Genomic DNA, 22452 nt, shown 5'->3' with positions numbered 1-22452 from the left:
GGATGTCACACAAGCCGCTGCCGGGTTTCCGCGACTTCTATCCCGATCAATTCGCCGAGCGAGCCCACATCTTCGATACCTGGCGCCGCGTCGTGCGGCGCTATGCGTTTCAGGAGTACGATGGGCCGCCGCTCGAGCCGCTCGAGCTGTACACGCAGAAGAGCGGCGAGGAGATCGTGACCCAGCTCTACAACTTCGTGGACAAGGGCAATCGCGAGGTGGCGATGCGCCCCGAGATGACGCCGACGTTCGCCCGCATGGTGGGCGCCAAGGCCCAGACGCTGCGCAAGCCGGTCCGGTGGTTCTCGCTACCCCAGCTGTTCCGCTACGAACGCACGCAGAAGGGGCGGCTCCGGGAGCACTATCAGCTGAACGTCGACATCGTCGGCGAAGCCGACGTCTTGGCCGACGCCGAGCTGCTCAGCGTGGCGGTCAACATCATGCAGGCGCTGGGCCTCACGGCGCAGCAGGTGCGGGCCCGGGTGAGCGACCGGCGGCTGCTCAACGGGCTGCTCGATCATCTCGCGATCGCCGAAGCGGCGCGCACCGCCGTCTACGCGGTGTTGGACAAGCTGGAGCGGCAGCCCCGTGAGATCTCGGCCGAGAAGCTCACCGAAGCGGGACTCGATCCGGCCACCGTGGAGACGATTCTCGGCTTCGCGACGCTCGACTTCCCCACGCTGCAGGCGCGCTACGGCGACGCGCCGGCAGTAGCCGAGCACGCCGCGCGCTTCGCGCAGTACATCGCGCACTGCGACGCGCTCGGGATTGGCGACTTCCTGCACTTCGATCTCACGATCGTACGCGGCCTCGCGTATTACACCGGCATCGTCTTCGAGCTGTTCGACAGCGTGGGAGAGTTCCGCGCGATCTGCGGCGGCGGTCGCTACGACAACCTGCTCAAGGCGCTGGGTGGTGCCGATCTCCCGGCGCTCGGTTTTGGCATGGGTGATGTGGTGCTGGGCGAACTGCTGCGCGAACGCGGCCTGATGCCGGCGCCGCCGGCGAGTGTCGGCCTGTGGGTCGCGCAGGCGCCGGATACCCCCGACGCGCCGGCGGCGACGCTGCGGACCGCGGCCGCCCTGCGTGCCGCGGGGCTGGTGGTCGAGTACGCCTTCAAACCACAAAAGCTGGACAAGCAGCTCGAGGCTGGCCGCAAGGCCGGCGCGGGCGCATTCGTGATCGTGGACCCGTCGAGCAGCGAGGCGCCCTGGCGCCTGCGGCGCGCCGGCTCCACCGATGCAACCTTTACCTCCCTGGACGCCCTCGTGGCGGCCGCTTCAACGCAGACCGGATCCGCAACATGAGCGACGACAAGAAGCTGACCTCCCGCGCCGAGAACTTCAGCGACTGGTACAACGAGCTGGTGCTCCGTGCCGAGCTCGCCGACTACTCGCCGGTGCGCGGTTGCATGGTCATCCGCCCGCTCGGCTACGGCATCTGGGAGCGCATGCAGCGCGCGCTGGATGACATGTTCAAGGCCACGGGCCACGTGAACGCGTACTTCCCGCTGTTCATCCCCGAAAGCTTCCTGTCGAAGGAAGCGGAGCATGTCGAAGGCTTTGCGCCGGAATGCGCGGTGGTCACGCATGGCGGTGGCAAGCAGCTCGAAGAACGCCTGGTGGTGCGCCCCACGTCGGAGACGATCATCTACTCGATGTTCGCCAAGTGGGTGCAGAGCTATCGCGACCTGCCGTTGCTCTACAACCAGTGGGCCAATGTGGTGCGCTGGGAAATGCGCACGCGGCTCTTCCTGCGCACGATGGAGTTCCTGTGGCAGGAGGGGCACACGGCGCATGCCACGCACGATGAGGCTGAAACGGAGACGCGCCGCATGCTGGGCGTGTACCGCGAGTTCATGGAAGGCTACATGGCGATGCCCGTGATCACCGGCCAGAAGACCGACAGCGAGCGCTTTGCCGGTGCGCTGCGCACCTATGCCTGCGAAGCACTCATGCAGGACAACAAGGCGCTGCAGGCCGGCACCTCGCACAACCTCGGCCAGAACTTCGCCAAGGCCTTCGATCTCAAGTTCCAGAGCGAGGCCGGCGTTGAAGAGTACGCGTGGAACACGTCGTGGGGCGTATCCACGCGCATGATCGGCGGTCTGGTCATGACGCACGGCGACGACGCGGGGCTCCGCCTGCCGCCCAAGCTCGCGCCGATTCAAATGGTCATCGTGCCGATCTGGAAGACCGACGAAGAGCGCGCGGCCACGGTGGAAGCGGCGAAGCGTATCGCCGAGGATCTCGGGAGCTTCAAGCGCCCCGACCACGAGCGCATCCGCGTGCACGTGGACGAGCGCGTTGGCATCAAGCCGGGTGCGAAGTATTACCACTGGGAAATGCGCGGCATTCCGCTGCGCATGGAGATCGGGCCGCGCGATCTCGCGCAGCAGAGCGGGCTGGTGGTGCGTCGCGACACGCGCGAGAAGAAGCCAATGGCGTTCGACACGCTGCGGGCCGAGCTGCCCGTTGTGCTCGATCAGATCCAGGCGGATATGCTCGCCGCGGCGCGGGCGCGCCTCGAAGCGAACAGCATTCGCGAGCGCATCTCGTACGACAAGTTCAAGGAGATCATGGACGGCCCCGGCGCGTTCGTCTACGCCGGCTGGAACGGTGATCCGGCCGTCGAGGCCAAGGTGAAGGAAGAGACCAAGGCCACGATTCGCGTGATTCCCGATCCCGAGTTCCGCTCGCCGACGGCGCCCACGACGTGCATGGTGACGGGTGAGCCGGCCAAGTACGAAGTGATCTGGGCCCGCTCGTACTGAGCGCCGGCGTGTCGGACACTCTATCGGCAGCCACTGTGGGCTTTGCCCGCGTCGGGGGCGTCCTCCAGGCGGAGGGGGTGCCGCTCCCGACGCTCGCCGCGGCGGTGGGCACGCCGGCGTATGTGTACAGCGCCAACATGATTCGCGCCCGCTACGCGCGCCTGCACGCGGCGTTCGCGGGGGTGCCGCATCGCATCCACTTTGCGGTGAAGGCCAACTCGAACCTCGCCGTGCTCGCGCTGCTCCAGTCGTTGGGGGCCGGCGTGGACATCGTGTCGGGCGGCGAGCTGTATCGGGCGCAGCAGGCTGGCTTCACCGGCGCCGACGTCGTCTTCAGCGGCGTTGGGAAGACGGTGCGCGAGATCGCGCAGGCGCTGGACGCGGGCGTCCTGCTGATCAATGTCGAATCGGAAGCCGAACTGCTCACCATCGAGGCCGTGGCGGCCCGCAAGGGCGTCGTGGCGCCGATCGCGCTGCGGGTGAACCCCGAAGTGACGGTGGACACGCCGCACGACTACATCAAGACTGGCGAGAAGGGCGGGAAGTTCGGCATCCCCCGCGACGACGTGTCGCGTCTCGTGTCATTCATCACGACGCTGCCGCATCTGGCGCTGCGCGGGCTGGGGATGCACCTCGGTTCGCAGATCAGCAACGCCGATCCGCTGCGCGATGCACTCCCGCGCCTGGTCGCGGCGCTGGCCCATGCCCGCAGCGAAGGCCATGACATCCGCTACATGGATGTTGGGGGCGGCCTGTCGGTGCCGTACGAAGCGCACGAGCGCGACGCCGATGTGGAGGATTACGCGGCGCTCGTTCGCACCGCGCAGGCAGAGACCGGGCTATCGCTCGTGCTCGAGCCTGGCCGGTTCCTCGTCGCCGAGTCGGGCGTGCTCCTCACTGAGGTGCTGTACCGCAAGCACGCCAACGGGAAGGAGTTCATGGTGACCGATGCCGGCATGAATGATCTCATCCGGCCGTCGCTCTACCATGCCTACCATCAGATCGACGCCGTGACCGAGACCGACGCGCAGACCACCGCGGACATCGTGGGGCCGATCTGCGAGTCCGGTGATTTCTTTGCCAAGGGGCGCGCGATGCCTGACGTGCCGGCGGGGCAGTATCTCGCGGTGCGCACGGCGGGCGCTTACGGCTTCACGATGTCCAGCAACTACAACTCACGTCCCCGGCCGGTGGAAGTTCTCGTGGATGGCGCGCGCTTCGCGGTCATCACCGAGCGGGAACAGTTTTCAGACCTTGTGCGCCTCGAGCGGGCGCACCCGGAGTGGAGAAACCCCTGATGCGCGTCGGCCTGTTGTCGGATACCCATGATCGCGTCCCTGCCGTACGCGCCCTGCTGGAGCAGATGGTCGCGGGCGGTGTGTCGCTGGTGATGCACGCGGGCGATTACTGCTCGCCGTTCTCGCTTCAGCCCTTTCACGACCTGTCGCTGCCGCTGCTCGGCGTTTTCGGCCGCAACGACGGCGATCGCGATGCGCTGCAGGCGGCGGCCAAGGTCGGCTTCGGGGCCCTCGAGCTGTACGAGTCGCCGCACAGCTTCGAGATCGGTGGCAAGAACGTGCTGCTGATCCACGATCTGGCCGATGTCCATCAGCGCTCGATCGACGGGCACGAAGTGATCATTCATGGCTTTACGCACATCCCCGAAATGAAGGCGCGTGGGGACTCCCTGCTGGTCAATCCCGGGGAGGCGTGCGGCTGGCTGCACGGCGCCCCGACCGGCGCCATCCTCGACCTCGAGACGAAGGCGGTGGAGTTCCTCAAGCTCACCGGCCCGGAGTGGAAGAACTGATGCAGAACCCGACGACCAGCCGCATTCTCATTCTCGACTGCGGTTCGCAGTTCACGCAGCTCATTGCGCGCCGCGTCCGCGAGGCGCGTGTCTACTCCGAGATTCACCCGCCCACCAAGTCCCTCGAGTGGATTCGCGAGTGGAAGCCCACCGGCATCATTCTCTCGGGTGGTCCGAGCTCGGTGACGGACGAGGGCGCGCCGACGGTCCCGCGCGAGCTCCTCGATATCGCGCCGGTGCTGGGCGTCTGCTACGGGATGCAGCTGATCGCGCACCTCGAAGGCGGGGCGGTGGTCGGTGGTGGTCGCAGGGAGTACGGCCGCGCGGAGGTCACGGTCGATGAGGCCGCGGGGCTCTTCGCCGGCTTTGGCGCCGGCGAGAAGACGACCGTCTGGATGAGCCATGGCGATCATGTGGAGCAGGTGCCGCCTGGCTACGTCGCCACGGCCCACAGCGGACACACCTGCGCCGGTTTCCGCCACACCACGAAGCCGATCTACGCGATTCAGTTTCACTCCGAAGTGCACCACACGGTGCGCGGCGCCGAGATCATCCAGAACTTCCTCTTTGGGGTGTGCCATTGCACGCCGGATTGGACGCCGGGGCACTTCATCGACATGGAAGTCGAGAAGATCCGGGCACTCGTCGGCGACAAGCAGGTGATTTGCGGCTTGTCGGGCGGTGTGGACTCGAGTGTCGCGGCCGCACTGGTGCACAAGGCGATCGGCGATCAGCTCACCTGCATCTTCGTGGACACCGGTCTGCTGCGCTTGCACGAGCGTGAGCAGGTCGAACGCACGATGGGTGAGCATCTGGGGATCCGGCTCATTACGGTGCGCGCTGAAGAGCGCTTCCTGACGGCGCTGGCCGGCGTCGGCGAACCGGAGCGGAAGCGCAAGATCATTGGCGAGCACTTCATTCGCGTGTTCGAAGCGGCGTCGGCGGACGCCGGCAAGGATGCGGCGTTCCTGGTGCAGGGCACGCTGTATCCGGACGTGATCGAATCGGTGAGTGCGAAGGGCGGCCCATCGGCCACGATCAAGACGCACCACAACGTGGGCGGGTTGCCGAAGGACATGAAGTTCCAGCTCATCGAGCCGCTGCGTGAGCTGTTCAAGGATGAAGTCCGCAATGTGGGGCGCGAACTCGGCCTGCCCGAAGAGATGGTGGGTCGCCATCCGTTCCCGGGACCGGGGCTCGCCATCCGCGTGCTTGGTGAGGTGTCGCCGCATGCGCTCGACATCCTGCGCCGCGCCGACGCGATCTACCTCGAAGAGATTCGCGCGGCCGGATTGTATCCGGAGATCTGGCAGGCCTTCGCGGTGTTCCTGCCGGTGCGCTCGGTGGGCGTGATGGGCGATGGCCGCACGTACGAGCATGTGATTGCCTTGCGTGCCGTGACCAGCACCGACGGCATGACCGCCGACTGGTACAACTTCCCACACGACGTGCTGGCGCGCATCTCGAACCGCATCATCAACGAAGTTGACGGCGTGAATCGCGTCGTCTACGACATCAGCTCCAAGCCCCCCGCCACCATCGAGTGGGAGTAACTCCGATGCGCCCTCTGCGTTGCGCCGTTGCGCTGTTGGCTGTTCTGAGCGTGAGCCCGCTCGTGCCATCACCTGCGCTGCGCGCGCAGGGCGGGGCGGGTCGCCCGTCGGCTGGTCGCACGACGGCGCAGCACGGCGTACGACCGCGACGGCTCGTCATTCGGGGCGCGACGGTGATCGAGGGCAATGGCACCCCGGCCGAGGGCCCGAAGGACATCGTCCTGGAAGGCAACCGGATTGTCGATATCGTCGCGCTCGATCCGGTCGCGATGCGCGAAGGGACGGCGCGCCGTCCGCAGGGGGACGTAGAGATCGACGCCACGGGCAAGTACGTCGTGCCGGGGCTCATCAACATCCATGGGCACGTGCAGGATGAGCGCGCGGGTATCCCGCAGCCGCTCGACTACCAGATGAAGCTCTGGCTTGGCATGGGCATCACCACGGTGCGTGATGTGTCCAGCGAGACCGCGAAGACGCTGCAGCTGCGGGCCAAGAGTGCGGCGAACGAGATCGTCGCGCCACGGCTGTACGTGTACGCGCGCTACGCGTACATGCCCATCCCGCGCAATGAACAGGAAGCGCGGCAGCGCGTCCGTGACCTGAAGGCGATGGGCGTGGACGGGCTCAAGCTCTTCGGCATGGACAAGGATGTGTACTATCCGGTCGTTGACGAGGCCCGCAAGCTCGGACTGGGAACCGCGCACCACATGGCCGTGGATGAGACGAACGCCCTCGATGCGGCGGCGGCTGGCCTGACGAGCATCGAGCATTGGTACGGGGTCCCCGACGCGGCGATTCCGGATGGTGCGCAACACTTCCCGTCGAACTTCAACTATGCCGACGAGGGGATGCGCTTCCGCTGGGCGGGCCGCCTGTGGCGCGAAGCGGATCCGCGCCGCCTGCAGGACGTGCTGCAGGCGATGGTGAAGGCCAAGGTCGCGTGGAACCCGACGCTCGAGATCTATGAAGCGAGCCGCGATCTGCAGCGCGCGGAAACGCAGCCCTGGTTTGCCGAGTATCTGCATCCCACGCTCGACACGTACTTCAAGCCGAACGCGGCCAATCATGGGTCGTACTTCGCGAACTGGAGCAGCACCGACGAAGCGTACTGGAAGGAGAATTACCGCATCTGGTTCCAGGCCGTGCGCGACTTCGAGCGCATGGGCGGCGTGGTCGGCGCTGGCGAGGATGCCGGGTTCATCTACCAGATCTACGGCTTCGGGCTGATTCGCGAACTCGAACTGCATCAGGAAGCAGGGTTCCAGCCCATCAAGGCGCTGCAGCATGTCACGGCCAACAACGCCCAGATCCTCGGCGAGGCCTCGCGGCTGGGGCGTGTGCGCCCCGGTTACCTGGCGGACCTCGCGATCCTGAACGGCAATCCGCTCGAGGATCTCAAGGTGTTCTATCCGCCGCGCGCCGATGCCGCGGCGGGCGCCGGCGGCGGCGTGGCGTGGACGATCAAGGACGGCGTGCCCTACGACGCGCAGCGACTGCTGAGCGAAGTCCGCGACATGGTCCGCGCCGCCAAGAAGCGCTGACGTGACGGGACGCGACTGGCAGCGTGACCTGCGCGAGATGATGCAGGTCGCGCTGCCCATCGTGCTGATCAATCTCGGCATTCAGGCGATGGGCGTGGTGGATACGCTCATGGTCGGGCGCCTGGGCGGTGCCGCCATCGCGGCCGTCGCGCTGGGCAACTTCTACTTCTTCAACGTGAGCGTATTCGGGATCGGGGTGCTCTTCGCCATCGATCCCGTGGTGGCGCAGGCCGTCGGTGCCGGCGACGAGGCCGCCGTCGCGCGCGGCGTGCAGCGCGGCTTGGTGCTGGCCCTCGCCATCGCCGTGGTGGTCATGCTGGTCCTCACCCCTGGCGAGGCCATCCTGGGGGCGCTGGAGCAACCCGCGGAGGTCGTCTCGCAGACCGCCGTCTACGCGCGGCGGCGCGCACTCGGCGCGATCCCGTTCTTTGCCTTTGCGGTGATGCGTCAGACGCTGCAGGCGCTGGGGCCCGTGCGCCCCATTCTCTTCGCCGCGCTGGTGGCCAATCTCGTCAACGCCGTGGCGAACTGGCTGCTGGTCTTTGGGAATGGCGGCGCTCCCGCCCTGGGCGTCGCCGGCTCCGGCATTGCCACGGCGATCTCGACGTGGGTGATGGCCGGCGTGCTGCTGATGATCGCCTGGCCGGTCCTGCGCCCCACTCTGCGTCCGTGGCGTGCCGACTCGCTGACGTGGGGGCCGATGTCGCGCATGCTTCGCATCGGGGTGCCCATCGGGGTGCAGTGGTTCTTCGAAAGCTTTGCCTTCGGCCTGACTGCGCTCTTCATGGGGTGGATGGGCACGGCGTCACTGGCGGGCCACGAGATCGCGCTCAACATGGCGGCCTTCACCTTCATGGTGCCGCTCGGCATCTCGGGCGCGGCGGCGGCGGTCGTTGGCCGGGCCATTGGCCGTGGGGACATGCCCGCTGCGCGCCGTGATGCCGCCGCGGCGATTGCCTGTGGCGCGGGGGTGATGTGCGTGAGCGCCGTCGTGTTCATCAGCGCACCGGGGGCGCTGGCGGCGCTCTATACCACCGAAGCGGCGACGTTCGCCGTGGCCACGAGCCTGATTCCGCTGGCGGGGTGGTTTCAGGTCTTCGACGGGCTGCAGGCGGTGACGAGCGGCGTGCTGCGCGGCACCGGCGACACCCGCATCCCGGCGATCCTGCACATGGTCGCCTTCTGGGGCGTGGGCATTCCCCTGGGCTGGTGGCTCGGCTTTCACACGAGCCTACGTGAGCGAGGGCTCTGGGTTGGCCTGGTGGCCGGCCTCGCGGCGGCCGCGCTGCTGCAGAGCGGGCGCGTGATCCGACGACTGCGCGCCGATATCGCGCGCGTCGTCGTCGATCACTGACTAGACGCGCTTCTCCTCGAGGAGCGCCATGAACTCGGCGGGCGACGTCAGCTCGAGCAGGCGGCCGGGCACGTCACTCTCCTTGCTGAACTGCGCGATCTTGCCGAGCACCGGGAGGTACTGGTTCGACACCTCAAGCGGCGGCGCGACGATCAGGAAGAAGAAGTTGACCGGCTTGTCGTCGATCGCCTTGAAGTCGACGCCATCCTTCTTGCGGCCGAACGCGACACGCAAGCGGTTGACGACGAGCGAGCGGCAATGCGGGATCGCGATGCCACGGCCAATCCCGGTCGAACCGAGATTTTCGCGCCGCTTGAGCATCTTGAACAGCATGCCCTCGGACTTCTCATCGAGCTTCAGCAGCCCGATGAGTTCCTTGAGAATTTCGTCCTTGGTCGTGCCCTGGAGCTCGAGCTGGACGGCGTCTTCGGAGAAGAATTCGCGCAGTTCCATAGCCCGGTAACATATCCACGAACCGCCGGGAGTCAAACCGGCGCGTTGCCGGGCCAATCCGGGGTGGCTAGCTTTAACTGCATGTCCCGCAAGGTTTTTTCCTTCGCCGTGCCCAATCCGGTGCCATTGTATCTGGCGCCGATGGCGGGCGTGTCCGAGTCGCCGTTCCGCCGCCTGTGCCACGCCCATGGGGCGGACGTCGTCGTGACCGAGTTTTTGTCGGCCGAGGGAATCCGCCGTGAGAACGTCGCGACCATCAGCAAACTGCGCTTCGCCCCCGAGGAACGCCCCATTGGCGTCCAGATCTTCGGGGCGGATCCGGCGGCGATGGCCGATGCCGCCGCGATGGTCACCGATCTGTTCATGCCCGACTTCGTGGACATCAACTTCGGATGTCCGGTCAAGAAGGTCGTGCGGCGTAATGGCGGCTCGGGGTGCCTCAAGGATCTGGATCTGGTTCAGGAGATCATCCGCGCGGTCGTCAAGGCCACGCATCTGCCGGTGACGGTGAAGACGCGGAGCGGCTGGAACGAACAGATGCGCGACCCGGTCGGCATCGCTCTGCGCATGCAGGACGCGGGCGCAAAGGTGTTCACGCTGCACGCGCGCACGCGCACGCAGATGTATACCGGCATGGCCAACTGGGATGAGATCGCGCAGGTCGCGGAGGCGCTGGATATCCCGGTGCTCGGCAACGGAGACATCAAGACGGCGCACGATGCGAAGCGGATGCTCGACCACACCAAGGCCGATGGCATCATGATCGGCCGCGGCAGCTACGGGCAGCCGTGGGTGTTCCGACAGGCACGCGCGCTCATCAACGGCGAGCCGATGCCCGAGACGCCGGGCGTGCAAGAGCGCTTCGCGGTGGCCCTTTCGCACGCGCGGATGGTGCAGGAGTACGAAGTCGATCCGATCGGCGCGGCGATCGAGTTCCGCAAGCATCTCGGATGGTACGTGAAGGGGCTGCCCAATTCGGCAGAACTCCGCGCCAAGCTGCATCAGGTGCGGGACTTTGCCGAGGTGGAGCAGATCTTCTCGACCTATCTCGCGTTCTACGACGACTACGTGGCGCGCGGCGTGAAGGCGGATGATCCCGACGTCTCCTCGCTCTCCTGCGAGGCCGCCTGACCGGCTCGGAGTTGCCGGAACCGGCATCCGTCGTGTAGTGTAGGAAGCAGGACCGGCGTTGTTGGCCGGGCAGGACCGTTCGAACCGGGGGTGACTGGCTTCGACGGGGTTGGTGAATCTCTGGTAGCGTGCCCAGGTCCTCGAGCACCTGGTAAAACACTCGGGAAAATCACAATCGCGAACAACAACCTCGCGCTCGCTGCCTAACCTTCGGGTTACGTAGCAGTGCTCACGCGGCAGCCCGCCCGGGGCGGCACGTGAGTATCGCAAATCTGGGCTAGTCTCGGTGTGCGCCTTCCGCGCTGAGATGAAACTCTAGAAGGCTTGTCCTGACGTGGGCTTTCCATTGGCCAGCGGATGGAGACCTCAATCAATGGAATACGCACGTAGAAGCTGGGGTGGATCTAGTCTCGGACAGGGGTTCGATTCCCCTCACCTCCACTCAACACGAAGGGCCCGCTTTTGGCGGGCCCTTCGTGTTTGGCGGTCCAGCGCGGACCGACCGCGTCAGTTCGCCTTGGCCGCATCGGCCAGCGCGGCGTGCGCCGCCGCCAGACGGGCCACCGGCACGCGGAAGGGCGAGCACGAGACATAGTCCAGCCCCGCGCGGTGGCAGAACGCCACCGACTTGGGATCGCCACCGTGTTCGCCGCAGATACCGACCTTGAGGCCGGGGCGGGTCTCGCGGCCGTCGCGCACGGCCCACGTGATCAGCTTGCCCACACCCTTGGCGTCGAGCACCTGGAAGGGATCATCCGGGTAGATGCCACTGTCGACGTACTGTGGCAGGAAGCGCCCGGCGTCGTCGCGGCTGAGGCCGTACGTCGTCTGGGTGAGATCGTTGGTGCCGAAGGAGAAGAAGTCGGCTTCCGTGGCGATCTCGTCGGCCGTGAGCGCCGCGCGCGGCAGCTCGATCATGGTGCCGATCAGATACTCGATCCGCTCGCCCATCACGCCCATGACCTGCTCGGCGGCGCGCTCGATGATCGCCCGCTGATGCCGGAGTTCGGTCACGTCCGAGACGAGCGGCACCATGATTTCGGGACGCACGTCGATGCCGCGACGGTTGGCCCGCACCGCCGCCTCGAAGATCGCACGCGCCTGCATCTCGGTGATCTCGGGGTAGATGATGCCGAGGCGGCACCCGCGATGGCCGAGCATCGGATTCGTCTCGCGCAGCGAGGAGACGATGCGATTGAGATCCTGCCGGCTCAATCCCAGTGAGGCCGCCAGCAACGACGACTCCTCACCGCCGTGCGGCAGGAACTCATGCAGCGGCGGATCGAGGAGTCGGATCGTGACCGGCAGCCCGTCCATCGCGGCGAAGATGCCCTCGAAGTCGGTGCGCTGCATCGGCAGCAACTTGTCGAGTGCCCGCCGGCGGCCGGCTTCATCGCGCGCCACGATCATCTCGCGCATCGCGGTAATACGATCGCCCTCGAAGAACATGTGCTCCGTGCGGCAGAGCCCAATGCCTTCGGCGCCAAAGTTGCGCGCGACGCGTGCATCACGCGGCGTGTCGGCGTTCGCCCGCACCTTGAGGCGGCGATGGCCGTCGGCCCAGCCCATCAGCTTGGCGAAGCCCTGATACGTCGGCGCTTCGTTCGGCGTCATGGCCCCGTTGATGACGCGCATCACTTCACTGGGCTGCGTCGGCAGGTCGCCGGCGAACACGCGCCCGGTGCCACCGTCGAGCGTGAGCCAGTCGCCTTCGTTGATCACCAGATCCCCGATGCGCGCGCCACGCCCTTCGTGCCCAATGTCCAACGCGGTGCATCCGACGATCGCACACTTGCCCATGCCGCGCGCCACGACCGCCGCGTGGCTGGTCATGCCGCCGCGTGCCGTGAGCACGGCGCGAGCCGCGACGATGCCGTGGAAATCTTCCGGCGTCGTTTCCTCGCGAACGAGGATGACCTGCTCACCGGCCTGATTGCGACGCTCGGCGACGTCGGGATCAAACACGACCACGCCGCTCGCCGCGCCCGGGCTCGCCGGGAGGCCGACGGCAATGGGAGTGGCCTGCGACGTCGTGGCGATGACGCGATGCAGCAGCTGATCGAGCTGGCTGGGCTGCAGGCGCAGCACGGCGTCGGTCTCGGAGATCAGCCCTTCCTGCACCATTTCCAGCGCAATACGCAGCGCCGCGGTGGTCGTGCGCTTGCCGGTACGCGTCTGCAGCAGATAGAGCGTACCACGCTCCACCGTGAACTCGATGTCCTGCATGTCGCGGAAGTGGCGCTCGAGCCGCGCCTGCGTATCGAGCAACTGCTCGTACGCGCCCGGCAGCCGCTGCGCCATCTCGTCGATGTGGAGCGGCGTCCGGATGCCAGCCACCACATCCTCGCCCTGCGCATTGACGAGGAACTCGCCGTAGAAGCGCCGTTCGCCCGTGCTCGGATCGCGCGTGAACGCCACGCCGGTGCCAGAATCATCACCCATGTTGCCGAACACCATGGACACGATGTTCACACCGGTGCCCAGGTTGTGCGGAATGCCGTTCACCTTGCGGTAATCAACGGCCTTCTTGAGCGTCCAGCTCTTCCAGACGGCTTCGATCGCGCCCCACAGCTGCACCTGGGGATCCATCGGGAACGGGGCGCCCGTCGTGGCCTTCACGAGCGCCAGATACTCCTTCACCAACTGCTGCAGCGCCTCTGCCGGCAGCTCGCTGTCGTTGGTGACATCGTTCGTCATGCGCTTGGTGGCCAGCAGATGCTCGAACTTGCTGATCGGCACGCCGAGCACGACGTCCGCATACATCTGTACGAACCGACGATACGAGTCGTAGGCAAAGCGCGGGTTGCCGCTGTTGGCCGCGAGTCCCTCGACCGTGGCGTCGTTGAGCCCGAGGTTGAGGATCGTCTCCATCATGCCGGGCATGCTGACCGCGGCCCCCGAGCGGACCGAGACGAGGAGGGGGTTGGCCGGGTCGCCGAAACGCTTGCCGGACACCTCCTGCAGCGTCACGAGGGCCGTCTCCACCTCCGCGCGGAGCGCGTCGGCAATGCCCCCGTGATCCAGGTACTCGATGCACGCCTGCGCCGCGATGGTGAACCCCGGCGGCACCGGCACGCCGAGGTTCGTCATCTCCGCGAGATTGGCGCCCTTGCCGCCAAGCACCGCCTTCATGTCCCGCGTTCCGTCGGCCTTACCGTTGCCGAAGAAGTATACCGAGCGCGTCACAGGCGGGGTCTCCAAGGGGGCGGGGCGAGCCGGTGGCAATCAGCCAACGGCCAGAGGAAGGGGAATGCCTCCACCGGCGCGAAGCAGCTCCGCGTCGACCGGAGTCGCCGTCGGATACCGACCGGAGAAGCAGGCATGGCAATATCCCCCCGGTCCGTCCGGCATCGCGGTCAGCATGCCGTCAATCGAGAGGTACCCGAGGGAGTCAACGCCCAAATGACGCACGAGTTCCTCGTGCGTCATCTGCGCCGCGATCAGCTCGGTCTTCCGGGGCGTGTCGATGCCGTAGTAGCACGGGCTGATAATCGGGGCACTCGAGACGCGCATATGCACTTCCCGAGCCCCCGCCGCCCGCACCAGCGACACAAGGCCCTTGGTGGTCGTCCCGCGCACGATGGAGTCGTCGACCATGACGACGCTCTTCCCTTCGATGAGCTCGCGCACCGGGTTGTACTTGACCTTCACCTTGGCCGTGCGCCCCGACTGCGTGGGCTGAATGAAGGTGCGCCCGACGTAGTGGTTACGGATGAGCGCCAGCTCGTAGGGCACGCCGCTCTCCTCGGCAAAGCCCAGCGCCGCCGAGTTGGACGAATCGGGTACGGCGAACACGACCTCGGCCCCTGGCGCCGGGCACTCCCGCGCCAGCTGACGGCCGAGCGCGCGCCGCGAACGATCCACCGAGCCACCGAAAACGTTGCTGTCGGGGCGCGCGAAGTACACGTGCTCGAAGACGCAGCGATTGAGCGGCGCCGACGGCAGCACATGCATCGTGCGCAGGCCGAGTTCGTCCACGGCCACAATCTCACCGGGCGCGATCTCCCGCTCGATCGTGGCCCCGACGATATCGAGCGCGCACGTCTCCGACGCAAACACGATGCTGTCGCCGAGGCGCCCCATGACCAGCGGTCGCCAGCCGTGCGGATCGCGCGCGACGATCACCGTCTCGCCGAGCAGCACGAGCAGGCAGTATGCGCCCTCGACACCGGCGAGGGCGCGCGCCACACGCTCCTCCGGCGAATTGCCGTAGGCGCGGGCAATGCGATGCACGATGACCTCGGAGTCCATCGTGCTGGCGAAGATCGCCCCGGCGTCCTCGAGTTCACGGCGCAGCTCCACCGCGTTCGTCAGATTGCCGTTGTGCGCGAGCGCGATGTGCCCCTGCCGCACGCGCGCCAGGATCGGCTGCGCGTTCTCGATCGCCGACGACCCGGCCGTGCTATAGCGCGTGTGCCCGATCGCGATGGGGCCCGTCAGCGTTTCCATATCGGATTCGCTGAACCCCTCCGAGACGAGCCCCATCGCGCGACTGGCACGCGCGATGCCGCTCTCGCTCACCGCCACGATCCCTGCTGACTCCTGGCCGCGGTGCTGCAGCGAATACAAACCGAGCTGCGTGAGCGCGGCCGCATCCGTGTGCCCGTAGACGCCAAAGATCCCACACATGGAGAAAACTCCCGATCAGTCGTTGGAAGGGGCGTGCGACGCCGACACCGCATGCTCGGCCGGCGTATCGCCGTCCATCGCCTGCGGAATGGCCTCATGAAACGCCTTCGCGAGCCACGTCACGGGAGCCGTGAACGTGTCGTCCGAAATCGTCACCCGGGCGCCTTCCTCGGCGCTCGTGACGCGCCCGATGACCCGGGCGGGTACGCCATACTGCGCCGCAGCGGCCAGCACCGCGGCGCTATCGGCGGTGGAGACCACGACGCGTCCATGTGCTTCGCCAAAGAGCAGCGCGCGATGGGGCAGGGTGGCCCAGACCGACAGATCCACCGTGAAGCCAAAGAGCTGCTCCCGATTGAGGATCGCGCACTCCGCGAGCGCAACTGCCAGGCCACCGTCGCTGCAATCGTGCGCCGAGCGCACCGCGCCGGCCTTGATCGCCGCCAAGAGCGCATCGATCAGCGCCCGTTCCCGGGTCGGATCACACACCGGCGGTTCGCCGATCGTGAGCCCGTGGAGCGCCAGCAGATACTCACTCGCGCCAAGCTCCGCCGTGTTCTCGCCGAGCAGCACGATCTCATCGCCCACCTGCTGGAAGCCACTCGGCGTCACGTGGGCCATCGACTCGATGAGTCCCACCATGCCGATGGTCGGCGTCGGATGAATGGCGCCCTGCGGATTCTCGTTGTACAGCGAGACGTTGCCGCCGGTCACCGGCGACTCGAGGACTGTGCACGCCTCGCCCATGCCCTTGATGGCTTCGCTGAGCTGGAAGTACACCTCGGGCTTCTTCGGGTTGCCGAAGTTGAGGTTGTTCGTGATCGCCATCGGGCGGGCCCCGGTGCACGCCACGTTGCGCGCCGCCTCACACACCGCGGCGCGGCCGCCATTCCGCGGCGAGAGCGCGACGTGCCGGCCGTTACCGTCGATGCACAGCGCGATGGCCTTGTCGGTCCCGCGCAGGCGCACCACCGCGGCATCGCTGCCCGGGCCTCGCACGGTGCTCGTCCGCACGGTCGAATCGTACTGCTGCCACACCCACCGCTTGCTCGCGATCGTGGGCGAGGAAAGAAGCCGCTCGAGCGTCCAGCTATGATCGCGCTCTTCCGGCAGCGGCGTCACCGCATGCGGATCGCGGTGCCGCGCGGCCTTGAGTGCCTCGCTCTCGCGCGGCTCGAGCACGTACTGCGGGCACTCCGTCACCAGGCGCGAGCCCGGGAACTCGGCGACGATCTTGTCACCTTCGGTCACGCGATAGACCGGCTCGGCGATCACTTCGCCGATGACGGCGGCTTCGAGGTCCCACTTGGCGAGAATCGCCCGCACGTCGTCCTCGTGCCCCTGCTTGGCCACGACGAGCATCCGCTCCTGCGACTCCGAGAGCAGGATCTCGTACGGTGTCATCCCCTGCTCGCGCACCGGGACCTTCGTGACATCGATCGTCACGCCGACATCGCCGCGCTCGGCCATTTCCGCCGAGGACGACGTGAGACCGGCGGCGCCCATGTCCTGAATGGCCACAATGTGCCCGCTGCGAATCAGCTCCAGCGACGCCTCCAGCAGCAGCTTCTCGGTGAACGGATCACCGACCTGCACCATGGGGCGCTTGGCATCGCTCGCTTCCGACAGATCTTCCGACGCGAACGAGGCTCCATGAATGCCATCGCGGCCGGTGCGTGCGCCCACCGCCATGATGGGATTGCCGACCCCGCTCGCCACCGCGCGGATGAGTTCATCCTCGCGCATGAGCCCCACGCACATCGCGTTCACGAGCGGGTTGCCTTCGTACGACGGATCGAAGACGACCTCGCCACCTACGGTGGGCACGCCCACGCAGTTGCCGTAGTCGCCGATCCCCTTCACCACGCCGGAGAAGAGCCAGCGCACACGCGGCGACGAGAGCGGCCCGAAGCGCAGCGAGTTCAGCAGCGCGATCGGACGGGCCCCCATCGTGAAGACGTCACGCAGAATGCCGCCCACGCCGGTTGCGGCGCCCTGATACGGCTCCACCGCCGAAGGGTGATTGTGCGACTCGATCTTGAAGGCCACCGCCCATCCGTCGCCGACCGAGATGACGCCCGCGTTCTCACCGGGCCCCTGCAGCACCCACGGCGCCTTGGTCGGGAGCGTCTTGAGCATCGGACGTGAATGCTTGTAGGAGCAGTGCTCGCTCCACAGGGCACTGACGACGCCGATCTCGGTGAACGTGGGCGTCCGACCGAGCATGTTCACCAACCGCTCGTACTCGAACTCCGTGATCCCGTGCTCCGCGACGAGCGCGGGCGTGATGGCCGGATCGCCCGCCCGGGGTTCCACGCGGGACGAAGTGGGAACCGTCGAACTCATGCCTCAGCTCCGGCCAGCAGGGTGTCAAGAATGGATGCGAAGAGGGGCGCGCCATCCACCGAACCGAGCGCGGGCTCGAGGGCGCGCTCCGGGTGGGGCATCATGCCCAGCACGTTGCCGGTAGCATTGATGATGCCGGCGATATTGCGCAGCGAGCCATTCGGATTGGCCGCTTCGGTGGCCTCGCCGTGCGCATCCACGTAACGGAAGACGACATGGCCGTCGCCCTCGAGACGCGCCAGCGTGTCGGCGTCGGCGGTGTAGCGGCCGTCGCCGTGCGCGACGGGGATGGAGATCCGCTGTCCGACGTGATACTGGCTCGTGAACTTGGTGGCGATGCTCTCCACGCGCAGCGTGACCGGGGCACTCACAAAGCGGAGGCTCGCGTTGCGGAGCAGGGCGCCGGGGAGCAGTCCCGCCTCACAGGCAATCTGAAAGCCGTTGCAGATGCCGAGGACGAGGCCGCCCTTCTTGGCATGCGCCACGACTTCCTGCATGATGGGCGAGAAGCGCGCGATGGCGCCGGCGCGCAGGTAGTCGCCATAGCTGAAGCCACCCGGGAGAATGACGAGATCCACGCCCTGGAGATCGTGATCCTTGTGCCAGAGGTAGACGGCCTCCTGACCCAGGTGATCGGCGATCGCGTGCAGCGCGTCCTCGTCGCAGTTGGACCCGGGGAAGCGAACGATCCCGGCCTTCACGCGCGCTCCACGCTGGCGATGTCGAAGTCTTCCGTCACCGGATTGGCGAGGAGCTTCTCGCACATGGCCTTGATGTTCGAGCGGGCCGCGTCCGGCGAATCCGCCTGCGTCTCCACGATCACGTAGCGGCCGACGCGCACATCACCCACATCGGCAAAGCCGAGCGAGTGCAGCGCATCCGCCACGGCCTTCCCCTGCGGATCGAGGATGCCGCGGCGGGGCACGATGTGGACGGCGCAACGATAACGGGTCATGCGGGCGATTCCTCGCGACCGGTCGCGGGACCGGATTGTGAACGGTTCGAGCGGCGCCGCTTGCGGCGCCGACGGGTGGCTTGGAGCTCCTCGTAGTGGTCATCGTCGTCGTCATCGCCGTGATCATCGCGGCCAGGCAGACGGTCGAGGAGCCCGAGGAACACCGTGCGCAGGATGCCGTACAGGACGTACGCCATCAGCGCCGGGAAGAAGAACTTCTTGGGGAGGAAGATCACCCCGACAAACGTCCCAACGACCAGCAGGAAGCCCAGGATCCCCTTGATCGTGCGGAAGTTCACGGTCGGGACCTTGGCATACTGCACGTTGCTGATCATCAGCATGCCGAGGCCCATGATGACCCAGCGGAGCATCTGGTGCCACGGCAGGTCACCGATGATGGTCTCGGTATAGAGCGGCGTCTGGCTGAACCAGTAATAGGTCGCCAGCGTCATGCCCGCGGCGGGGCTGGGGAGGCCGGTGAAGTGCGACACCTTCCGTCCGGCCTGCTCGACATTGAAGCGCGCCAGGCGCATCACGGCGCAGGCGGTGAAGAAGAAACAGAACACCCACTCCCAGCGGGTGCTCTGGAACACCGCGAAGTACATGATCAGCGCCGGCGCCGTCCCGAAGGAGATCGCATCGACGAGCGAGTCGAGCTCCTCACCAAACCGCGATCCCGACTTGGTGGCGCGCGCGATGCGCCCGTCGAGGGTGTCGGCAATCGCGCCGAAGACGATGAACCGGGCCGCCGCATCGAAATCGCCGCGCGACGCAGAGACGATCGCGAAGATGCCGAAGAAGAGGTTCGCGAGCGTGAAGCCGTTCGGCAGCGCAACCGCCGCGCGCTGCCGATACCGCCGCGGTCGATCCGGGGCGTCCTGGCTCATGCGCGAATCGGGGCGGTTCATCACTCAGCCGGTCGGCAGGTCAGCGATGACCGTCTGGCCCGCGGTCGTCCGCTGCCCCACCGCCACCCGCAGGCGGGCGTCCGGAGGCAGGAAGACATCCACACGCGAGCCGAAGCGGATCAACCCCATGCGTTCCCCCTGAACCGCCGCGTCACCGGACTTGGAGTCGGTGATGATGCGGCGCGCGATCAGCCCGGCGATCTGGCGCACCAGGATGCGATGCCGCGGCGTCACGATCCCCACCGACGCCTGTTCGTTCTCCACGCTCGACGCTTCGGTCACCGCGTTCAGGAACTTGCCCGCCTTGTGCACCACATGCTCCACGCGCCCGGTGACGGGATAGCGATTCACGTGCACGTCGAAGACGTTCATGAAGATCGACACGCGCTGCGTCGGCCCGCCCACGAAGGTGGGTTCGTCGATGTTCGTGATCAGCACCACGCGGCCGTCGGCCGGGGCGATGGCCACGCCATCGCCGCGTTCGCCCGGGCGCTGGGGATTGCGGAAGAACCACGCGACCCAGAGCGCGAGCACCAGCACGACGAACGCCGCGAGCCAGAGGCCCCACGAGCGCTGCTTGAGCGCCAGCGAGAAGAGCACCGCCGCCACCGCGGCAGCACCCAGAATGAACGGATAGCCTTCACGAGCGAACATCGAGGATCCTCAAACGGGGAGACCGAGGCGCGCCAGATCGAGCGGCGCGCCCGTGATCCGGGCGAACGCATCGCGATAGCGGAGGCTGGTTGCCTCAATCACCTCAGGCGGAAGCGTGGGCGGCGGGGCTTCTCCATTCCAGCGCCCGGCTCGGCGCTCCCCGTCCAACCAATCACGCAGGGGCTGCTTGTCGAAGCTCGGCTGGCCGTGGCCCGGTTCATACCGGTCGGCGGGCCAGAACCGTGAACTGTCGGGCGTGAGCACCTCGTCGATCAGCAACAGGCGGCCATCGCGCCATCCAAACTCGAACTTGGTATCAGCCACGATGATGCCACGCGGTTCGGCAGTGGCCCGCCCGAACTCGTACACGGTGCGCGCCAGTCGCTCCAACTCGGCGGCGACCGCCGGACCCTGACGCTCGATCACGGTGGCGATGGTGATGTTCTCATCGTGCCCCGACTCCGCCTTGGTCGCCGGGCTGAAGAGCGCGGGCTCGAGTCGATCGCTTTCGCGCAGCCCGGCCGCCAGCGGTTCACCGGCGAGCGTCCCGTGTTCGCGATACTCCTTCCACGCCGACCCCGAGATGTAGCCGCGAATCACACACTCGATGGGCACCACGTCGGCCCGCACACACAGCATGCTGCGGCCCGCGATCTCCCCGCGGTGCGCGGCAAGCGCCGGCACCTCGCGAATGATCTCGTCGGTGTCAGCGGTGAGCAGATGGTGCTCCACCCGGTTCGCCAGCTGGGCCAGCCACCACGCCGTGAGCTGCGTCAGGACCGCACCCTTGTACGGAATGGCCTGATCCATCACGACATCGAACGCACTGATGCGATCGGTCGTCACCAGCAGCAGGCGCTCGTCATCGACCCCGTACACATCGCGCACCTTGCCGCGTCGCACGAGGGGCAGGGGCAGCGCGGTGCTCGACACCGCGATCGGAGCAGACGCGCTCATACGCGCACCTCTTCACGTTCCGCCTGTACCCGTTCGGTCGAGAGCCAATGCGCCACGTGCTCGGCCAGAAACTCCTCGACCTGCTGCGGCGCGCGCCCCACAAAGCGCGCGGGCTCGGCGACCGCCTGCAAATCCTCGAGGGGAATGCCGAACGCCGGGTCGGCGGCCAGACGCTCGAGCATGTCATTCTTCGGCGCCCCGTCCTTCACGGCACGCGCGGCGGCAATGCTGTGCCCCCGAATGATCTCGTGCGCTTCCTGCCGATCGCCGCCCGCGCGCACGAAGCGCACGATCAGCTCCTCGGTCGCCATGAACGGCAGTTCGTCTTCCACCCGCCGACGAATCCGCGCCGGATGCACCTCGAGCCCGCGCACGACGTTCTGCATCAGCACGAGAATGGCATCGGTCGCCAGGAACGATTCCGGGATCGCGAGGCGACGGTTCGCCGAGTCGTCGAGCGTGCGCTCGAAGTACTGCACGGCGTGCGTCTGATTCGCATTCGGCTCGAGGCTCAGGACGAAGCGCGCCAATGCCGCAATGCGCTCGGAGCGCATCGGGTTGCGCTTGTACGCCATGGCCGACGAGCCGATCTGGTTCTTCTCGAACGGCTCCTCGATCTCGCCGAACGCCTGCAGCATGCGAATGTCGCCGGAGAACTTGGAGGCCGTGGCGGCGATGCCGGCCACCACGCCAAGCACCTGCGCGTCAACCTTTCGCGAATACGTCTGACCACTCACCGGAATCGACGACGCAAAGCCCATCTTCTGGCACACCATCGCGTCGAGCGCGCGCACCTTGGCGTGGTCCCCATCGAACAGCGTCAGGAAGCTCGCCTGCGTGCCGGTCGTCCCTTTGACGCCGCGGAACGGCAGTGTCCGCACCCGGTAGTCGAGATCCTCGAGATCGAGGAGAATGTCCTGCATCCAGAGCGTCGCGCGCTTGCCCACCGTGGTGAGCTGCGCCGGCTGCAGATGCGTGTAGCCCAGCGCCGGCACGTCCTTCCACTGGCGGGCGAAGCCGCTCAGCGCATCGAGCGCGTCGAGCAGCTTGCTGCGCAGCAGGTCCAGCCCCTGACGCATCAGGATCAGCTCGGCGTTGTCCGTGACGTAGCAGCTGGTCGCGCCGAGATGAATGAACTTGCGCGCCGCCGGGGCCACATCACCGAAGGCGTGCACATGCGCCATGACATCGTGCCGGAACTTCCGCTCGTACTCGGCCACCGCGGCGAAGTCGATGTCGTCGAGGTGTGCCCGCATCGCCGTGAGCGCCTCCTCGGGAATCTCGATCCCGAGCGCCTGCTGCGATTCGGCCAGGGCCAGCCAGAGGCGGCGCCACAGACCGTAGCGCGCCTGCGGGCCCCACAGGGTGAGCATGGCTTTCGAGGCATA

The 22452-nt window shown here is 66.9% G+C and carries 18 protein-coding genes and 1 other RNA gene; 9 read left to right on the top strand and 10 right to left on the bottom strand.

What is annotated here, in order from left to right:
• Positions 1–2 precede the first annotated feature (2 nt).
• Genes hisS through K2R93_04760 form a run of 7 tightly spaced genes read left to right on the top strand, consistent with a single transcriptional unit; the run spans position 3 to position 9031 of the window.
• Positions 3–1307, top strand: coding sequence for a histidine--tRNA ligase (gene hisS / locus K2R93_04790; protein MBY0489135.1), 1305 nt, complete (start codon positions 3–5; stop codon positions 1305–1307).
• Positions 1304–2773 carry a proline--tRNA ligase gene (gene proS, locus K2R93_04785; protein ID MBY0489134.1) on the top strand — a complete coding sequence of 490 codons (1470 nt, stop codon included), beginning with the start codon at positions 1304–1306 and terminating at the stop codon, positions 2771–2773. The genes hisS and proS overlap by 4 nt, the downstream gene beginning before the upstream one ends.
• A gap of 8 nt (positions 2774–2781) precedes the next feature.
• Entirely contained in the window at positions 2782–4071 is a 1290-nt protein-coding gene (gene lysA / locus K2R93_04780; GenBank protein ID MBY0489133.1) for a diaminopimelate decarboxylase, read from the top strand.
• The gene (locus tag K2R93_04775) at positions 4071–4583 is read left to right on the top strand and encodes a metallophosphoesterase (protein MBY0489132.1); all 513 of its coding nucleotides are present in this window, start codon (positions 4071–4073) and stop codon (positions 4581–4583) included. The genes lysA and K2R93_04775 overlap by 1 nt, the downstream gene beginning before the upstream one ends.
• Positions 4583–6136 carry a glutamine-hydrolyzing GMP synthase gene (guaA, locus tag K2R93_04770; protein ID MBY0489131.1) on the top strand — a complete coding sequence of 518 codons (1554 nt, stop codon included), beginning with the start codon at positions 4583–4585 and terminating at the stop codon, positions 6134–6136. The genes K2R93_04775 and guaA overlap by 1 nt, the downstream gene beginning before the upstream one ends.
• 5 nt (positions 6137–6141) lie before the next feature.
• A complete protein-coding gene (locus K2R93_04765) occupies positions 6142–7677 on the top strand; it encodes an amidohydrolase family protein (GenBank protein MBY0489130.1) in 1536 nt (511 codons plus the stop codon).
• 1 nt (position 7678) lies between these two features.
• Entirely contained in the window at positions 7679–9031 is a 1353-nt protein-coding gene (locus tag K2R93_04760) for an MATE family efflux transporter (protein ID MBY0489129.1), read from the top strand.
• On the opposite strand, the gene K2R93_04755 is transcribed toward K2R93_04760, so the two are convergent.
• Positions 9032–9541, bottom strand: coding sequence for a PTS sugar transporter subunit IIA (locus K2R93_04755; GenBank protein MBY0489128.1), 510 nt, complete (start codon positions 9539–9541; stop codon positions 9032–9034).
• 24 nt (positions 9542–9565) lie between these two features.
• Here K2R93_04755 and dusB point away from each other — a divergent pair, with 24 nt between their 5' ends.
• The gene (gene dusB, locus K2R93_04750) at positions 9566–10615 is read left to right on the top strand and encodes a tRNA dihydrouridine synthase DusB (protein MBY0489127.1); all 1050 of its coding nucleotides are present in this window, start codon (positions 9566–9568) and stop codon (positions 10613–10615) included.
• Positions 10616–10701: 86 nt separating this feature from the next.
• Positions 10702–11059, top strand: a transfer-messenger RNA (tmRNA) gene (ssrA, locus tag K2R93_04745).
• A 63-nt stretch (positions 11060–11122) separates the two neighbouring features.
• Here the strand turns inward: ssrA and ppdK are convergent.
• From ppdK to purB, 9 genes are read right to left on the bottom strand one after another with little or no spacing between them, the layout of a single operon-like run.
• Positions 11123–13801 (bottom strand): pyruvate, phosphate dikinase, encoded by a 2679-nt coding sequence (ppdK, locus tag K2R93_04740; GenBank protein ID MBY0489126.1) that lies wholly within the window; start codon positions 13799–13801, stop codon positions 11123–11125.
• A gap of 39 nt (positions 13802–13840) precedes the next feature.
• Positions 13841–15244 (bottom strand): amidophosphoribosyltransferase, encoded by a 1404-nt coding sequence (purF, locus tag K2R93_04735; protein ID MBY0489125.1) that lies wholly within the window; start codon positions 15242–15244, stop codon positions 13841–13843.
• Between the two features lie 15 nt (positions 15245–15259).
• Positions 15260–17590, bottom strand: a complete 2331-nt coding sequence (purL, locus tag K2R93_04730; protein MBY0489124.1) for a phosphoribosylformylglycinamidine synthase subunit PurL — start codon at positions 17588–17590, stop codon at positions 15260–15262.
• Positions 17587–18291, bottom strand: coding sequence for a phosphoribosylformylglycinamidine synthase subunit PurQ (gene purQ, locus K2R93_04725; GenBank protein ID MBY0489123.1), 705 nt, complete (start codon positions 18289–18291; stop codon positions 17587–17589). The genes purL and purQ overlap by 4 nt, the downstream gene beginning before the upstream one ends.
• Entirely contained in the window at positions 18288–18545 is a 258-nt protein-coding gene (gene purS / locus K2R93_04720; protein ID MBY0489122.1) for a phosphoribosylformylglycinamidine synthase subunit PurS, read from the bottom strand. Before purS ends, purQ begins: the two co-directional genes overlap by 4 nt.
• A complete protein-coding gene (pssA, locus tag K2R93_04715; GenBank protein ID MBY0489121.1) occupies positions 18542–19432 on the bottom strand; it encodes a CDP-diacylglycerol--serine O-phosphatidyltransferase in 891 nt (296 codons plus the stop codon). Before pssA ends, purS begins: the two co-directional genes overlap by 4 nt.
• A gap of 24 nt (positions 19433–19456) precedes the next feature.
• On the bottom strand, positions 19457–20107 hold the full coding sequence (locus K2R93_04710; protein MBY0489120.1) for a phosphatidylserine decarboxylase family protein: 651 nt from the start codon (positions 20105–20107) through the stop codon (positions 19457–19459).
• Between the two features lie 9 nt (positions 20108–20116).
• A complete protein-coding gene (locus tag K2R93_04705) occupies positions 20117–21064 on the bottom strand; it encodes a phosphoribosylaminoimidazolesuccinocarboxamide synthase (protein ID MBY0489119.1) in 948 nt (315 codons plus the stop codon).
• Positions 21061–22437, bottom strand: coding sequence for an adenylosuccinate lyase (gene purB, locus K2R93_04700; protein MBY0489118.1), 1377 nt, complete (start codon positions 22435–22437; stop codon positions 21061–21063). Before purB ends, K2R93_04705 begins: the two co-directional genes overlap by 4 nt.
• Positions 22438–22452 lie beyond the last annotated feature (15 nt).

Source organism: Gemmatimonadaceae bacterium, assembly GCA_019752115.1.
Classification (GTDB): Bacteria; Gemmatimonadota; Gemmatimonadetes; order Gemmatimonadales; family Gemmatimonadaceae; genus Gemmatimonas.
The sequence above is the reverse complement of the archived record's forward strand: the minus strand, read 5'-3'. Positions and strand labels throughout refer to the sequence as shown.

Bases quoted from the DNA above. Each gene is read 5' to 3' on its own strand.
- hisS (MBY0489135.1), top strand. From the start codon at position 3: ATGTCACACAAGCCGCTGCCGGGTTTCCGCGACTTCTATCCCGATCAA.
- proS (MBY0489134.1), top strand. From the start codon at position 1,304: ATGAGCGACGACAAGAAGCTGACCTCCCGCGCCGAGAACTTCAGCGAC.
- K2R93_04775 (MBY0489132.1), top strand. From the start codon at position 4,071: ATGCGCGTCGGCCTGTTGTCGGATACCCATGATCGCGTCCCTGCCGTA.
- guaA (MBY0489131.1), top strand. From the start codon at position 4,583: ATGCAGAACCCGACGACCAGCCGCATTCTCATTCTCGACTGCGGTTCG.
- K2R93_04765 (MBY0489130.1), top strand. From the start codon at position 6,142: ATGCGCCCTCTGCGTTGCGCCGTTGCGCTGTTGGCTGTTCTGAGCGTG.
- dusB (MBY0489127.1), top strand. From the start codon at position 9,566: ATGTCCCGCAAGGTTTTTTCCTTCGCCGTGCCCAATCCGGTGCCATTG.
- purF (MBY0489125.1), bottom strand. From the start codon at position 15,244: ATGTGTGGGATCTTTGGCGTCTACGGGCACACGGATGCGGCCGCGCTC.
- purL (MBY0489124.1), bottom strand. From the start codon at position 17,590: ATGAGTTCGACGGTTCCCACTTCGTCCCGCGTGGAACCCCGGGCGGGC.
- purS (MBY0489122.1), bottom strand. From the start codon at position 18,545: ATGACCCGTTATCGTTGCGCCGTCCACATCGTGCCCCGCCGCGGCATC.
- pssA (MBY0489121.1), bottom strand. From the start codon at position 19,432: ATGAGCCAGGACGCCCCGGATCGACCGCGGCGGTATCGGCAGCGCGCG.
- K2R93_04710 (MBY0489120.1), bottom strand. From the start codon at position 20,107: ATGTTCGCTCGTGAAGGCTATCCGTTCATTCTGGGTGCTGCCGCGGTG.
- K2R93_04705 (MBY0489119.1), bottom strand. From the start codon at position 21,064: ATGAGCGCGTCTGCTCCGATCGCGGTGTCGAGCACCGCGCTGCCCCTG.
- purB (MBY0489118.1), bottom strand. From the start codon at position 22,437: ATGCTCACCCTGTGGGGCCCGCAGGCGCGCTACGGTCTGTGGCGCCGC.